12 protein-coding genes are annotated in these 13,022 nt (G+C 67.5%); 4 read left to right on the top strand and 8 right to left on the bottom strand.

The features are described from left to right. Positions 1–24: 24 nt before the first annotated feature. Genes murU through EGY25_RS04530 form a run of 4 tightly spaced genes read right to left on the bottom strand, consistent with a single transcriptional unit; the run spans position 25 to position 3,134 of the window. Positions 25–720, bottom strand: a complete 696-nt coding sequence (gene murU / locus EGY25_RS04545; RefSeq protein WP_135194115.1) for an N-acetylmuramate alpha-1-phosphate uridylyltransferase MurU — start codon at positions 718–720, stop codon at positions 25–27. A gap of 20 nt (positions 721–740) precedes the next feature. Further along, positions 741–1,838: an N-acetylmuramate/N-acetylglucosamine kinase AmgK gene (gene amgK, locus EGY25_RS04540; RefSeq protein ID WP_135193851.1), complete on the bottom strand. Its 1,098-nt coding sequence runs from the start codon at positions 1,836–1,838 to the stop codon at positions 741–743. After that, entirely contained in the window at positions 1,825–2,283 is a 459-nt protein-coding gene (gene tsaE / locus EGY25_RS04535) for a tRNA (adenosine(37)-N6)-threonylcarbamoyltransferase complex ATPase subunit type 1 TsaE (RefSeq protein WP_135193850.1), read from the bottom strand. Before tsaE ends, amgK begins: the two co-directional genes overlap by 14 nt. After that, positions 2,280–3,134 (bottom strand): GNAT family N-acetyltransferase, encoded by an 855-nt coding sequence (locus EGY25_RS04530; protein ID WP_135193849.1) that lies wholly within the window; start codon positions 3,132–3,134, stop codon positions 2,280–2,282. Before EGY25_RS04530 ends, tsaE begins: the two co-directional genes overlap by 4 nt. Positions 3,135–3,261: 127 nt before the next feature. Between EGY25_RS04530 and EGY25_RS04525 the strand changes: the two genes are divergently transcribed. Beyond that, complete coding sequence (locus EGY25_RS04525) at positions 3,262–5,346, top strand: S9 family peptidase (protein ID WP_245159341.1); 2,085 nt, start codon at positions 3,262–3,264, stop codon at positions 5,344–5,346. A gap of 13 nt (positions 5,347–5,359) precedes the next feature. Here the strand turns inward: EGY25_RS04525 and EGY25_RS04520 are convergent, their stop codons facing one another. Further along, positions 5,360–5,746 (bottom strand): type II toxin-antitoxin system VapC family toxin, encoded by a 387-nt coding sequence (locus EGY25_RS04520; RefSeq protein WP_135193848.1) that lies wholly within the window; start codon positions 5,744–5,746, stop codon positions 5,360–5,362. Next, positions 5,743–5,988 carry a type II toxin-antitoxin system Phd/YefM family antitoxin gene (locus EGY25_RS04515; protein WP_135193847.1) on the bottom strand — a complete coding sequence of 82 codons (246 nt, stop codon included), beginning with the start codon at positions 5,986–5,988 and terminating at the stop codon, positions 5,743–5,745. The genes EGY25_RS04520 and EGY25_RS04515 overlap by 4 nt, the downstream gene beginning before the upstream one ends. 124 nt (positions 5,989–6,112) lie before the next feature. On the opposite strand from EGY25_RS04515, the gene EGY25_RS04510 reads away from it, so the two are divergent. Then, positions 6,113–8,230, top strand: a complete 2,118-nt coding sequence (locus tag EGY25_RS04510; RefSeq protein ID WP_135193846.1) for an alpha/beta hydrolase family protein — start codon at positions 6,113–6,115, stop codon at positions 8,228–8,230. Between the two features lie 77 nt (positions 8,231–8,307). Here the strand turns inward: EGY25_RS04510 and EGY25_RS04505 are convergent, their stop codons facing one another. Beyond that, positions 8,308–8,649 carry a hypothetical protein gene (locus tag EGY25_RS04505; protein ID WP_135193845.1) on the bottom strand — a complete coding sequence of 114 codons (342 nt, stop codon included), beginning with the start codon at positions 8,647–8,649 and terminating at the stop codon, positions 8,308–8,310. A gap of 247 nt (positions 8,650–8,896) precedes the next feature. Between EGY25_RS04505 and EGY25_RS04500 the strand changes: the two genes are divergently transcribed. Together EGY25_RS04500 and EGY25_RS04495 are read left to right on the top strand one after the other, a co-directional pair. Further along, positions 8,897–10,873, top strand: a complete 1,977-nt coding sequence (locus tag EGY25_RS04500; protein ID WP_245159340.1) for an AsmA family protein — start codon at positions 8,897–8,899, stop codon at positions 10,871–10,873. A gap of 75 nt (positions 10,874–10,948) precedes the next feature. Further along, the gene (locus EGY25_RS04495) at positions 10,949–11,800 is read left to right on the top strand and encodes an alpha/beta hydrolase (protein ID WP_135193843.1); all 852 of its coding nucleotides are present in this window, start codon (positions 10,949–10,951) and stop codon (positions 11,798–11,800) included. Between the two features lie 76 nt (positions 11,801–11,876). On the opposite strand, the gene EGY25_RS04490 is transcribed toward EGY25_RS04495, so the two are convergent. Next, the gene (locus EGY25_RS04490; protein WP_245159339.1) at positions 11,877–13,016 is read right to left on the bottom strand and encodes a tyrosine-type recombinase/integrase; all 1,140 of its coding nucleotides are present in this window, start codon (positions 13,014–13,016) and stop codon (positions 11,877–11,879) included. Positions 13,017–13,022 lie beyond the last annotated feature (6 nt).

The raw sequence follows: 13,022 nt of genomic DNA, 5'->3' as shown, positions 1-13,022 counted from the left end.
ATGACGAGAAAAGAAGAGGGGTCGTCACCCCAATCCCGCCAGTTTCGCCTCGGCCTGATCCCGCGCCTGGGGATCGCCGACGTGCATCCAGTCGCCGTCCAGGACGCAGCCGAACAGACGACCCTGGGCGGCGGATTTGCGCCATAGGGGGCTGAGGGAGAAGGGGCCTTCGCAGCCGTTGTCGGCATAGCCGGGGCGGGTGATGTGGACGCCCATATAGGCATAAGGCGCCGATGCGGCCGCGCCGCGGAAGGCCAGGCCGCCGTCCTCGCGCAGGAAGAAATCGCCGTCGCCCTCAAACCCGATGGAGCCCTCGCGGCGGGCCAGCAGCAGGGCGGCGTCCATCGTCTCGGGGTTCCACAGGCGGACCAGATCGGCCAACGAATCGCCCCGGTCGATCCAGACGCTGTCGATATTGGCGACGAAGACGGGATCGTCGCCCAGCAGGGGATGGGCCTTCTTGAGCCCGCCGCCGGTCTCCAGCAGTTCGGCGCGTTCGTCGGAGATGACGATCTCTGGCCCGCGTCCGCGCGCCGCCAGATGGCTTTCCAGACGGTCGGCGAACCAGTGGACGTTGACCACCGCCTTGTCGACGCCGGCGTCCGCCAATCGGTCCAGCACATGGTCGATCAGGGCGCGGCCCTGGACCTCGACCAGGGCCTTGGGCCGGTCGTCGGTCAGGGGGCGCATCCGGGTGCCCAGGCCGGCGGCGAGGACCATTGCGGTCTTGGGAGCATGGGTCATGCGCGCACCTCGGCAGGAACGTGACGGTCGAACCAGCGGGCGACGGGCGCCAGGGCCGGCTGTTCCAGATTGGCGTTCAGATGCCGCCACATGCGCGGCAGGAACTGACGGTAGCGGGGCTTGCCGTCGCGGGCGATCAACCGGGCGAAGATGCCGATGATCCGCGCCTCGTTCAGGGCGGCGAGCCCGGCATAGTCGACCATGAATGCGGCGCGGTCCACGCCGGGACGCAGGGCGAAATAACAGTCCAAGGCCTCGGCCTCCAGCGCGGGCGCGACATCGCGGCGGGCGTCCTGGAGCAGGGAGTGCAGGTCCCACGACGGGTGGGCGCGCACCGCGTCCTGGAAGTCGATCATGCCGACGCGGGCGGGGCCGTCGCGCTGGGGCAGCCAGATCAGGTTTTCCGCGTGATAGTCGCGGTGGGCCATCACCGAGGCCCCGGCCGCGCCCGATGCGACGATCGGCGCCCAGGCCGCGCGCCAGTCGGCGATCGCGGCGGCGTCGAAGCTTACGCGGTCGTCCAGCCGGGGCAACCAGTCGACGAACAGATCGGCACCGCCCTGAAGCGCCGTCTCGTCATAGATCAGCAGCGGCCAGTCGCCGCCGGGGCCGTGCAGGGTTTGGGGTGGCGTTCCGGCCTTGTGCAGAACGGCCAAGGCCTCGATGGCGGCCAGATAGAGCGCCGTCTCGTCGGCGCCGTCTTCGATCACGCGGGCGAACAGGGCGTCGCCGAAATCCTCCAGCACCGCCAGGCCGTTCGGGGCGTCCAGCGACGGGATTTCCGGAGCAGACAGGCCCAGGGATTTCAGGTGGGCGGCGACGGCGGCGAAGGCCTCGATCCGGCCGGCGGACAGGCGGGCGACGGCGTTCCAGCCGGCGGCGTGGCGTTGGGCCGGCGTCCAGGCCGGATCGGCGGGCGGGCTTTCGGCGGCGGGGGCTTGATCCATCAGCATCAGGGTCGGGCCGCTGGCCGGCGTCAGCCGCTCGTAACGCCGCGTCGAGGCGTCGCCGGGCAGGGGCGCGCGCACGGCGTCGCCTAAGCCTGCGGACGCCAGGAAGTCGAGACGAAGCTGTTCGCGATCAGAAACGGACATGGTCGATCAGCTCTTTCCATCGGCCTACGCCGGAAACGGTCGCAAGGCGGCCTTCGCCCTGTTCCGAAATCGTAACGGTGAGTTGGTCAGGCCCCAGGAAGCGGCCCGGTTCCTCGCCCAGCCGTTCGGGCCATTCGATGACGGCGCAGCCTTCATCCAGCGCCTCGTCCAGGCCGATCTCGAACGCCTCTTCGGGCCGTGTCAGGCGATAGAGGTCGAAATGGGCGACGGGCGGATCGGACTCGTAGAACTGGACCAGGGTGAAGGTCGGACTGGGCACGTCCTCGCCCGGCGTGGTCAGGGCGCGGACCAGGCCGCGCGCGAGGGTCGACTTGCCCATGCCCAGCGGCCCGTAAAGCAGGACGCTGTCGCCCGGCGCGAGCAGGGGGGCGATGGCCTGGCCCAGGCGGGTGGTGGCCTCGGCGTCGGGCAGTTCGATCTTCATGCGAATACCGCGTCGGGATCGGCAGCCAGGGCGCGTTCGGTGAAGGCTTTCAGCGCCTCGGTGGCCTTAGCGGCGTCCACGTCCAGACGGTCGGCGGGGATGGGCAGGCCGACATCGACGCCGAACGGCTTGCCCGCCTTGTTCAGCAGTTCGTGGAACAGGGTCACGTCGCGCAGCTCCTGCGAGACCTTGTCGAACAGGTGGAACAGGCGGCTGTAGGGGCCGGTGAGGTGCATGGGGACGACGGGGGCGTCGTATTTGCGCGCCATGGAGGCGGCGGTCGGCGCCCATTCGGGATCGGTCAGGACACCGTTCCTCTCGCGCGCCAGACGACCGGCGGGGAACATGACGACGCAGCGTTCGGCCTCGAACGCCTCCTTGGCGGCGGTCAGGGTGGCGCGGGTCTTTTCGCGGGTGCGTTTGTCGGTGACCCATTCGACCGGGATGATGGTCTCGTCCAGCCGGGGCGAGACGCGGATGGCGTCGGCGTTGGCGAAGAAGATTATGTCGCTGCGCCGCTGCTTGATCGCGTCGAACACGGCGACCCCGTCGGCGATGCCGGTCGGATGGTTGCACACGACGATGCAGCGGCCGGTCGCGGGGAGGCGATCAAGGTTGGTCGTCGTGACCTTCAGCTTCAGCAGGTCGGAGACGTAGTCGAAGGTCTCAGTCCCCGACAGCGGCTGGATGGCGTCGGCCATCCGCACCGCCGCCCCATAGCCCAGCACGCCATAGAGCGCCGGTCTCAGCACAGGCCACAGCGGCGAGGCGGTCAGGCGCGGCGCACGTTCGGCGATCAGCACATCGACGATGTGCGGTCGGCGTCGGGCGGGAAGAGGGGCTGAATCCATGAAGGATCGCTTGTCGCTGGTTCGGTCGAGGGGAGCAAGATGCGCGGCGCAGGCAGCGACGCCTTGGTCGCTTGGCGTTGCGGCGAACGCCCCCTATCAAGATCGCAAATAGCTATGGGATTAAGACATGACGCGTTCACGCTGGATGGCGGCTGCCGCCTTTGGAACCCTGATGCTGGCCGCCGCGCCGGCGTTCGCTCAGCAGGCGGCGCCTGCGACGGCCGAGGCGGCGGCGCCCCAATCCCAAAGTCAGCCGCGCGGCCTGTCGCTGAAGGATCTGGCGATGATGGAGCGGGTCAGCGAGCCGCGCGTCTCGCCGGACGGCCGCCAGATCGTCTACGCCGTGCGCACCACCGACTGGGATGGCAACAAGGGCGTCAACGGCCTGTGGCTGGCGGACCTCAACGGCGGCGAGCCGCGTCGGCTGGCGATTTCGGAAGGCGGCGCCTCGGGCGCGCGCTGGGCGCCGGACGGCGGGGCGATCTATTTCCTGTCGTCGCGGGGCGGGTCGAACCAGGTCTGGCGCACGGATGCGGCCGGCATGGCGGCGGCCCAGGTGACGACCCTGCCGTTCGACGTCTCGGGTTTCCGCATCGCGCCGGACGGCAAGTCGCTGGTGCTGGCGGTCTCGGTCTTCGTCGATTGCGACACCCTGGCCTGCACCAAGACGCGGCTGGATGAGCGAGGCAAATCGACGATCCAGTCCTATGACCGGCTGCCGTTGCGCGACTTCGATCACTGGGTCGATACCCGCCGCACCCATCTGTTCGTCCAGCCGCTGAACGGCTCGGGCCTGGGTGGAGGCGAGCCGCGCGATCTGCTGGCGGGTCTGGATGCCGATGTCTCGGCGGGCGATTCCAGCTTCGACATTTCGCCGGACGGCCGGAACCTGGTCTACGGAACCCAGACGCAAGGGGCGGGCGAGCCCTTCACCAGCAACAGCGACGTGTTTCGAGTGGCGCTCGATGGTGGGACGCCGGTCAACCTGACCGAGGCGAACAAGGGATCGGACGGCAATCCTGTCTTCTCGCCCAACGGTCGCCAACTGGCCTGGCTTTCGGCGCCGCGCGAGAATGTCGGCGGGGATCAGGCGGCGGTCTGGGTGGCTGACGCTGATGGTTCGAGCGCCCGGAAGCTGACCGACTGGGATCGCGGCGCGGGCGGCCTGCAATGGCGCACCGACGGACGATCGCTGCTGGTCTCGGCGGCGGACGAGGGCCAGAACCGGCTGTTCTCGGTCGATGCGCGCAACGGTCGGGTCACGCCGCTGACCGGGACGGGCGCGGCCGGGTCCTATGAAGAGGTCGCTGGCGTCCTGGCATACGCCCACGAAAGCTTCGTCGCTCCGGCGCAGATCTTCGTTCATGCCAACGGCGAACCGCGCCAGATCAGCCGCCAGAACGCCGAGGTGCTTGCGCAGTTGGACCTGCCCAAGGGCGAGGCCTTCACCTTCGCCGGCTGGAACGACGAGCCGGTGCAGGGCTGGGTGTTCAAGCCGGCCGGGGCGGTCGAGGGGCGGCGCTATCCGGCCGTCTATCTGATCCATGGCGGGCCGAAATCGCCCTGGACCGAAAGCTTCTCCTACCGCTGGAATCCCCAGACCTATACGGCCGCCGGCTATGCGGTGGTGATGATCAACTTCCACGGCTCGCCCGGTTATGGCCAGGCCTTCACCGACGCCATCAACGACCATTGGGGCGACCGGCCGCTGGAGGATCTGGAGAAGGGCTGGGCGGCGGCGTTGGGGAGCAATCCGTGGATCGACGGAGACCGGGCCTGCGCCCTGGGCGCCTCCTACGGCGGCTATATGGTCAATATGATCGCCGGAAAGTGGAACGGGCCGTGGCGCTGCCTGGTCAACCACGCCGGGGTATTCGACGTGCCCCAACTGATGAACGCCATGGATATCGGCAACTTCATCTGGGAGTTCGGCGGACCGAGCTGGGAGCGCAAGGACGTGTACGACGCCTTCAACCCGGAAACCTATGCGGGCGACTGGAACAAGCCGATGCTGGTGCTGCATGGATCCAAGGATTTCCGCGTGCCGATGGAGCAGGGTCTGGCGACTTTCTCCGCCCTTCAGCGCCAGGGCGTGCCCAGCCGCTTCGTCCATGTGCCGGATGAGAACCACTGGGTGCTGAAACCCCGCACCTGGGTCGACTGGCAGCAGGAAATCCTGGACTGGGTCGGCCGCTATACAGCGGCCGAATAGGTCGCCAGATCGGTCACCAAATTCTGGCCACTCCGAAACTGTCGAACAGGCGCTCGTTGGAGACGAGCGTCAGTTCGTTGAGCAGACCCTGGGCGATCAGCAGCCGGTCGAACGGATCGCGGTGGGCATTGTCCATGCGGCCGGCTTGCGACGCCTCGCGGGCGGTGATGGGAAGAACGGCGAAACCTTCGATCTCGACTTCGGCTTCGAAGCGTTCTGCCAACGGTGCGGCTTGGGGAAGACGGCCCATGCCGTGTTTGAGCGCGATCTCATAGGCCGAGACCGCGCTGACGAAGACGGTATTGCCGCCGTCCCGTATCGCCGCGTCAGCGGTGCAGCTTAGGCCGGCCTCGCCGGACATCCACCAGATCAGGGCGTGGGTGTCGAGCAGCAGCCTCATTCGCCCTGTCCCTCCCAAAGGCGCAGTTCATCCTCTGGCAAGGGATCGAAGAACCGCGCGTCCATCGCCACAACGCCCTTCAGCCGGCCCGGCTTGCGATCAGGCTTGGCGGCCGGTTCGAACGGCACGATCCGCACGGCCGGCTTGTCGCCGCGGGCGATGACGACCTCTTCGCCGCGTTCGGCGGCGGCGATCAGTTTGGACAGGTGGGTCTTGGCGTGATGGACGGTGACGACGGTCATGTCTCGCTCCCCGGGATCTTGGGTTGGTCTAACTATCTTAGCTAAGTCGGTCGTTCGCGGCAACTTCCGCCCGGCGAACGGCGGTGCTACGCCTCGCGCAGCAAGATTTCCGAGGAAGAGCTTGATGCGTCACCGTTCCCTTCTGTCCGCCGCCTGCGCGGCTGTCGCTCTGATGAGCGCCGTTCCGGCCTTGGCCCTGGTCCAGGTTCCGCCCGCCCCGGTTCCCGCCGCGCCTGCGACGCCTGACGCCTTCACCTATCAGGACATGATCACCGCCAACCGGCTGGGCGATCCGCAGGTGTCGCCGGACGGCCGCTATGTCGTCTATTCGGTCACGACCACGGACGTGGACGCCAACAGCCGCGCCGGCAGCCTCTGGATCCTGGACCTGACCACGCCGGACGCCGCGCCGCGCCGTCTGGCCATCTCGGACCAGGGCGCCAACACCGCGCGCTGGGGCGGGGACGGCAATCTGTATTTCCTGTCGGGCAAGTCGGGCGCGAGCCAGGTGTGGCGCGTGGCCTCGCCGACGTCGGCGCCGGTGCAGGTGACCAACCTGCCGACCGACGTGAACGCCTATCGGATCAGCCCGACGGGCGACAAGGTGGCGGTTTCGCTGGCCGTCTATCCGAACGCGGCCGACCTGAACGCCTCGGTCGAACAGGGCAAGGCCATCGCCGATCAGAAGACGACGGGCCAAGTCTATGACCGCATGTTCGTGCGTCACTGGGACACCTGGAACGACCACACCCAGAACCACCTGTTCGTCCAGTCCATCGGCCGCGACGGCAAGGCGACGGGAACGCCGGCCTGGGTGACGAAAGGCTTCGACGGCGACACGCCATCCAAGCCGTTCGGCGACGAGAGCGAGTTCGTCTTCACGCCGGCGGGCGACGCCGTAGTCTTTTCGGCGCGTCTGGCCGGCCAGACCGAGCCATGGAGCACCAACTTCGACCTGTGGAAGACCAACGGCCTGTCGGGCGACGGCACCTTCACCAACCTGACCGACGACAACGACGCTTGGGACACCGGCCCGGTCTTCTCGCCGGACGGGCGGACCCTGGCCTATCGCGCCATGGCGCGCCCGGGCTTCGAGGCGGATCGCTATCAGATCGTGCTGATGGATCTCGAAACCGGCCAGAAGCGCGAGATCGCCTCGAACTGGGACCGGTCGGCCGACACCCTGCAATGGTCGCGCGACGGCCAGACGCTGTACACGACGGCGGGCGACGTGGGCTCGACCAAGCTGTTCTCGGTGGATGCGCGCAACGGGGTGGTGACGCCGATCACGGGCGCGGGCCACGTCTCGGCCTTCCAGCAGACGCCCTCGGGTTTCGTCTTCGCCCAGGACAGCCTGCGCGAGCCGGGCGACCTGTATTTCAAGACCTACCTCGGTCGCGAAATGCCGCGCCGCCTGACGCAGTCAAACCCCGCCTTCGCCGCCAAATCGTTCGGCGAGTATGAGCAGTTCAGCTTCCCCGGCTGGAACAACGAGACGGTCCACGGCTATGTCATCAAGCCGGCCGGCTATGTCGAAGGCCGCAAATATCCGGTCGCCTTCCTGATCCACGGCGGACCGCAGGGCTCGTTCGGCGACGGCTGGTCCTATCGCTGGAACCCCGAGACCTACGCCGGGGCGGGCTATGCGGTTGTGATGATCGATTTCCACGGCTCGACCGGCTACGGCCAGGCCTTCACCGACGCGATCAGCCAGCACTGGGGCGACCGCCCGCTGGAAGACCTGCAGAAGGGCTGGGCGGCGGCGCAACAGAAATACAGCTTCCTGGACGGCGACAACGCCTGCGCGCTCGGCGCGTCGTACGGCGGCTATATGATCAACTGGATCGCCGGCAATTGGTCGAACGAGTTCAAGTGCCTGGTCAATCACGACGGCGTCTTCGACACCTTCGGCATGGGCTATTCGACCGAGGAGCTGTGGTTCACCGAGTGGGAATACGGCGGCACGCCGTGGGACAAGCCCGAAGGCTATCAGAAGTTCAACCCGGCCAACCACGTCGAGAACTGGAAGACGCCGATGCTGGTTGTCCAAGGCGATCGCGACTTCCGCATTCCCACCGCCCAGGGCCTGTCGACCTTCACGGCGCTGCAACGGCGCGGCATCGACAGCCGCCTGATCGTCTTCCCCAACGAGAACCACTGGGTGCTGAAGCCGGCCAACAGCCTGCAATGGCACAACGAAGTGTTCGGCTGGCTGAACAAATATCTGACGCCCGCACAGTAAGGCGGGGCAGTCCGGAATGACAGAAAGGGGCGCGGTCGAAAGGCCGCGCCCCTTATCTTATGCGCTCGATATGGGGCTCAGAGCGAGGCGCGCGTCTGGGTCGAGGCGACCAGTCGGTTGTACTGATGCTCGGTCATGCAGCGCGGCGTGGACCAGCGCTGGCCGTTCTCGCGGGCGGCGACGGCCTCCTGTGCAGTCACGAAGACGGGCGCGGCGCCGAACTCGCGCTGATAGGCGCGACGCGTCGCCGTGTCGGTCTTGCACGCCATCACCGCCCGAAGCGCGGCGGGGCTCACGGTTTCGCGGGCTTGCGTCTGCTGGGCCGGACTCTGCTGGGCCAGACTCTGCTGGGCAAGACTGGGCGTAGCGGCGGCCGCCAGGGCGGCGGCGATCAGTGCAGGCGTGAGAAAACGGGTCATCCGGGCATCCTCCATGGCCTGAATTAAGATCAGGACTCTGACGAAATATGCGCCGATATTTCTGTTTGTAAAGATTATGCGACAAGTTCACGTCAAATAGGCGACACGCAATGGCGGGTTGACGTTGCGGTGCCAAATGGGGGCTGATGCGTTCTGTGTGGCTGACGGAGACGAGCGATTGTCGAACCCACGGAATTGGCGGACTTTTCGGGCTGACGTGCATCAAAGGGCATTGGTCCCTGCGGGCGTGCGCCTGCGGTCCTGGCGCGACTGGGTTCGCGACAATGACCCCGTCTATGCGGCGGCGCGGCGGCCCGCATCGGCGGAGAAATGGGCGGCCGGGGTCGTCTTGGTCCTCGTCGCGGTCGTCGTGCTGTTCCTGGCCCTGTTCGACTGGAACATGTTGCGCGGTCCCATAGGGCGCTGGGCCTCGGTCAAATACGATCGCCAGATCGCCCTGACGGGGGATCTGGACGTCAACCTGTTCAGCTGGACGCCATCCGCCATTGTGCGGGGGCTCAAGGTCGGCGGGCCGGACTGGGCGCGGGATCGCGACACGGCCGACGTCGATGAAATCCGCGCCTCGGTCAGGCTGAGGAAGCTGCTGGCCGGCCAGATCGAGATGCCGCTGCTCAGCTTCACCCGGCCCAGGGTGGTGCTGATCACGGCCAAGGACGGACGCAAGAGCTGGGCGTTGAACCCGAACAAGCCCGACACCGGCGAGGGGCTGAAGCTGCCGGTCATCCAGCAACTGATCATCACCGACGGCCAGCTGTCCTTCGACGAACAGCGGCGCGGCCTGACGCTGCAAGCCGCCGTCAACGCGCGAGAGGCGGCCAGCGGCGCGGCGGGCTTCGTGCTGGACGGACGCGGCGATGTCAGGGGATCGCCCCTGACGCTGAAGATCGAGGGCGGACCCTTCATGAACATTCGGCGCGATCGACCCTATCGGTTCGAGGCGAACGTGACCGGGGCAGGTTCGTCGCTGAACGCCAAGGGGGCGATCACGCGGCCGTTCGACCTGGGCCGGTTCGATGCGACGATGACGATCGAGGGCGGCAATCTGTCCGATCTCTATCTGCTGACCGGCGTCACCCTGCCCAACACGCCGGCCTATCGGCTGTCGGGCGCTTTGAACCGCAACGAACGGACCTGGACCTTCAAGGATTTCGACGGCCGGGTCGGCGCGTCCGACCTGTCGGGCGAGGTGCGGATCGATTCCGCCGAGCGCCTGCGCGTGGATGCGCAGCTGACCTCGCGCAGGCTGGACATCGACGACCTTGCCGCCGTGCTGGGCGCGCGCGTCCGGACCAATGCGGCCGGGACGGATACCGAGGCGCCGGTCGTTGTCGGCGGCAAGCTGCTGCCGGACGCCAAGCTTCAGACCGAACGCCTGCAGACGATGGACGGGACGCTGACCTATCGGGCGGCGGCGGTGAAGGCGAACGAGTTCGACGTGCGCGCCGTGAACCTCGGCGCCGATCTGAAGGACGGCATTCTGAAGCTCGACCCCATCAGCTTCAACTTCAACCGGGGCGAGATGAACGGCACGGCGCGGATCGATGCGACCAAAACCACGCCCTACAGCACCGTCGATCTGCGGCTGGCCGGCTATCCGCTGGAATCGATCATCCCTGCGCGCAATGGATCGTCGCCGTTGAGCGGCCGCGCCCTGGGCCGGGCCAAGCTGGAGGGGCCGGGCGCCTCGATCCATGACTTTGCGGCGGCGTCCAAGGGCTCGCTCAGCCTGGTTGTGCCGAACGGTCGGATGCGGGCGGCCTTCGCCGAACTGTTGGGCATCAACGCCAGCGCCGGCCTGCTTAAATTGCTCAGCGGCGACCAGTCCGAAAGCCAGATCCGCTGCGCGGTCGCCGATTTCACCGTCAGCGGGGGCACGGCGACGGCCCGGACCTTCATCATCGACACCGATGTGGTGCTGGCCCAGGGCAAGGGCACGATCGACCTGGGCGCCGAGACATTGAACCTGAAGATCGACGGCGAATCCAAGAAGCCGCGCCTGCTGCGCCTGTGGGCTCCGATCACGGTGTCCGGCCCCCTGACCGCGCCCGAGGTGGGAGTGGATGTGCGCGAGATGGTCTCGCAGGGCGGGCTGGCGGGGCTGCTGGGCGCGGTGGTGGCGCCGGTGACGGCCCTGTTCGCCTTCGTCGATCCGGGCCTGGCCGAGAACGCGGACTGCGGGAGACTGATCGCCAACGCCAGGTAGGGGCGCGGTATTCGTCAAGGCGACGACGACCGATCGGCTGGAGCGAACGTATTGAAGCGCGATGGAGTACTCCGCATGACCCGCCGTGGACTTTTCGCGCCCGCCCTCGGGCTTCTCGCCGCCGCCTGCTCGCCGTTGGGCCTGCTCAACACCCTGGGGCCGAGAGATGGCGGCGTCCGCCGCGTCGCGCGCGACATCGCCTATGGCGACGATCCGCGCCAGCAGATGGATCTCTACGCCCCGACCGCGCCGGGACCCTATCCGATCCTGGTCTTCTTCTATGGCGGCGGCTGGGATTCAGGCTCGCGCAGCCAGTACGGCTGGGCGGCGCAAGCCCTGGCGGCGCAAGGCTTCGTCGTGGCCCTGCCGGACTATCGCGTCGTGCCGCAGGTCGTCTTCCCGGCCTTCATCGAGGACGCCGCCGCCGCTACGGCCAAGGCGGCCGACGTGGCGGCTCAATATGGCGGCGATCCCGCGCGGCTGGGCGTGCTGGGCCATTCTGCGGGCGCGCATCTGGCGATGATGATCGCGCTGGACCGGCGCTACATGGCCGCCGTCGGTCGGCCCGACCTGATCAAGGCGGCCGCGGGCCTGGCGGGGCCTTACGACTTCCTGCCGTTCGACGTGGCGGCGTCGCGCAACGCCTTCGGCCGCGCGCCGGACCCGACCCTGACCCAGCCCGTCACCTTCGTGCGCCCCGACGCCCCGCCGCTGTGGCTGGGCCACGGCACGGCCGACACCGTGGTCCACGACGAGGACACGATCATCCTGAACGATCGCATGCGCGCGGTCGGCGGCCGCTCGGAGGCCAAACTCTATCCCGGCCTGGATCACGCCGACCTGATCGCGACCTTCTCGCCCCTGTTCCGCAAGAAGGCGACGGTCCTGGCCGACGTGGCGGGGTCTTTCCACCGCCAGCTGGGCTGATCAGGTTTTCAAGAAGGTGGTGCGGGCGGCCGGGGTCGAACCGGCACTCCTTTCGGAACAGGATTTTGAAGCCGGTCTAAGCGGTCTTTTTGTCGTTGTTTTCGTTGGCGTTTTCGTCTTCGGACGCTTCTGGTGTGGCGTATGCGTGACGCAGCGCCGTGCGCAGGTCGTCCCGCGAAGTGTGGGCGTAGCGCATGGTGGACTGGATCGCCTCGTGGCCCAGCAGTTCCTTGACGCTGGCCAGATCGCCCTTGCTGAGGCGCAGCAGCATGGTCCCGGCATGGTGTCGCGCATCGTGAGCGGGGCGGGCGTTGATGCCGGCGCGATCAAGGGCGAGGTCGGAGGCCGATTGGAAGCCGCGCCAATGGATAGGGCGCAGGCTGCCGTCCTTCATTTCGCGGAACCACGGCGTCGTCAGCTGGTCCGGTGCCGGCCGCCCGACGTTGAAGGCGCGAGCGCGGCCGATGCGGGCGCGCATTTCCCTGGCGTCTTCGTCCAGCAGGGCGACGACGTGCGGCCCGTTCTTGCGGTCGCGAGTGTAGATATCCATCCCGGCCGGGCTGTCGTGGATCGCTTCGTCGAAGTCGAAGAAGGCCTCGCGCAGTCGGACGCCGTAACGCAGCATGAAGCGCAGCACCGGGCGGTGCCAGTGGGGCATGTGCGCCGCCCAGGCGTCGATCTGTTCGTCCGTGAACCAGATGACCACACCGCGCGGCTCGGACAGGCGCAGGTCCGACCAGGGGATGTCCTTGACCTTGGCTTCAAGGTTGCGGCTGGCGTAGCGGATGATCGGGCGCAGGGTGCTGTCGATCAGATCGCGGTTGATGGTGCTGTTGGTGGGCAGCTTGCCTGTGTCCTTGCGGTTCTTGCCGCGCAGGATGGGTTCGAAGCGCCGGGCGTTCATCGCCTCGGTGATGGTCCTGGCGCCGATCTCCGCCAAGGGCGTCGCGCCGGGGATATGGCGAAGCAGAATCTTAATGCGGCGGGCCGTGTTGAGGGCGTCCTTGCGGCCCGCCTTGCGGGCGGCGAACCAAAGGTCCGTCGCCTCCTCTAGCGTGAGGGGTTTATGTAGATCTCCCAAGAGCGCGGCGTCGTATTCGCGCCGTTCGAGTTTGACGGCGACCTCTTTCGACCGCGCGCCCGTGGACCCCCGGAACCGCTCGCCTTTGACGGTGAAGTCGTACCACCAGATGTCGCCGCGCTTATAGACGGGCACGTCATA

It is taken from the genome of Brevundimonas intermedia (assembly GCF_004614235.1).
GTDB lineage: Bacteria > Pseudomonadota > Alphaproteobacteria > Caulobacterales > Caulobacteraceae > Brevundimonas > Brevundimonas intermedia_A.
The sequence above is the reverse complement of the archived record's forward strand: the minus strand, read 5'-3'. Positions and strand labels throughout refer to the sequence as shown.

Bases quoted from the DNA above. Each gene is read 5' to 3' on its own strand.
- murU (WP_135194115.1), bottom strand. From the start codon at position 720: ATGGTCCTCGCCGCCGGCCTGGGCACCCGGATGCGCCCCCTGACCGAC.
- amgK (WP_135193851.1), bottom strand. From the start codon at position 1,838: ATGTCCGTTTCTGATCGCGAACAGCTTCGTCTCGACTTCCTGGCGTCC.
- tsaE (WP_135193850.1), bottom strand. From the start codon at position 2,283: ATGAAGATCGAACTGCCCGACGCCGAGGCCACCACCCGCCTGGGCCAG.
- EGY25_RS04530 (WP_135193849.1), bottom strand. From the start codon at position 3,134: ATGGATTCAGCCCCTCTTCCCGCCCGACGCCGACCGCACATCGTCGAT.
- EGY25_RS04525 (WP_245159341.1), top strand. From the start codon at position 3,262: ATGACGCGTTCACGCTGGATGGCGGCTGCCGCCTTTGGAACCCTGATG.
- EGY25_RS04520 (WP_135193848.1), bottom strand. From the start codon at position 5,746: ATGAGGCTGCTGCTCGACACCCACGCCCTGATCTGGTGGATGTCCGGC.
- EGY25_RS04515 (WP_135193847.1), bottom strand. From the start codon at position 5,988: ATGACCGTCGTCACCGTCCATCACGCCAAGACCCACCTGTCCAAACTG.
- EGY25_RS04510 (WP_135193846.1), top strand. From the start codon at position 6,113: ATGCGTCACCGTTCCCTTCTGTCCGCCGCCTGCGCGGCTGTCGCTCTG.
- EGY25_RS04505 (WP_135193845.1), bottom strand. From the start codon at position 8,649: ATGACCCGTTTTCTCACGCCTGCACTGATCGCCGCCGCCCTGGCGGCC.
- EGY25_RS04495 (WP_135193843.1), top strand. From the start codon at position 10,949: ATGACCCGCCGTGGACTTTTCGCGCCCGCCCTCGGGCTTCTCGCCGCC.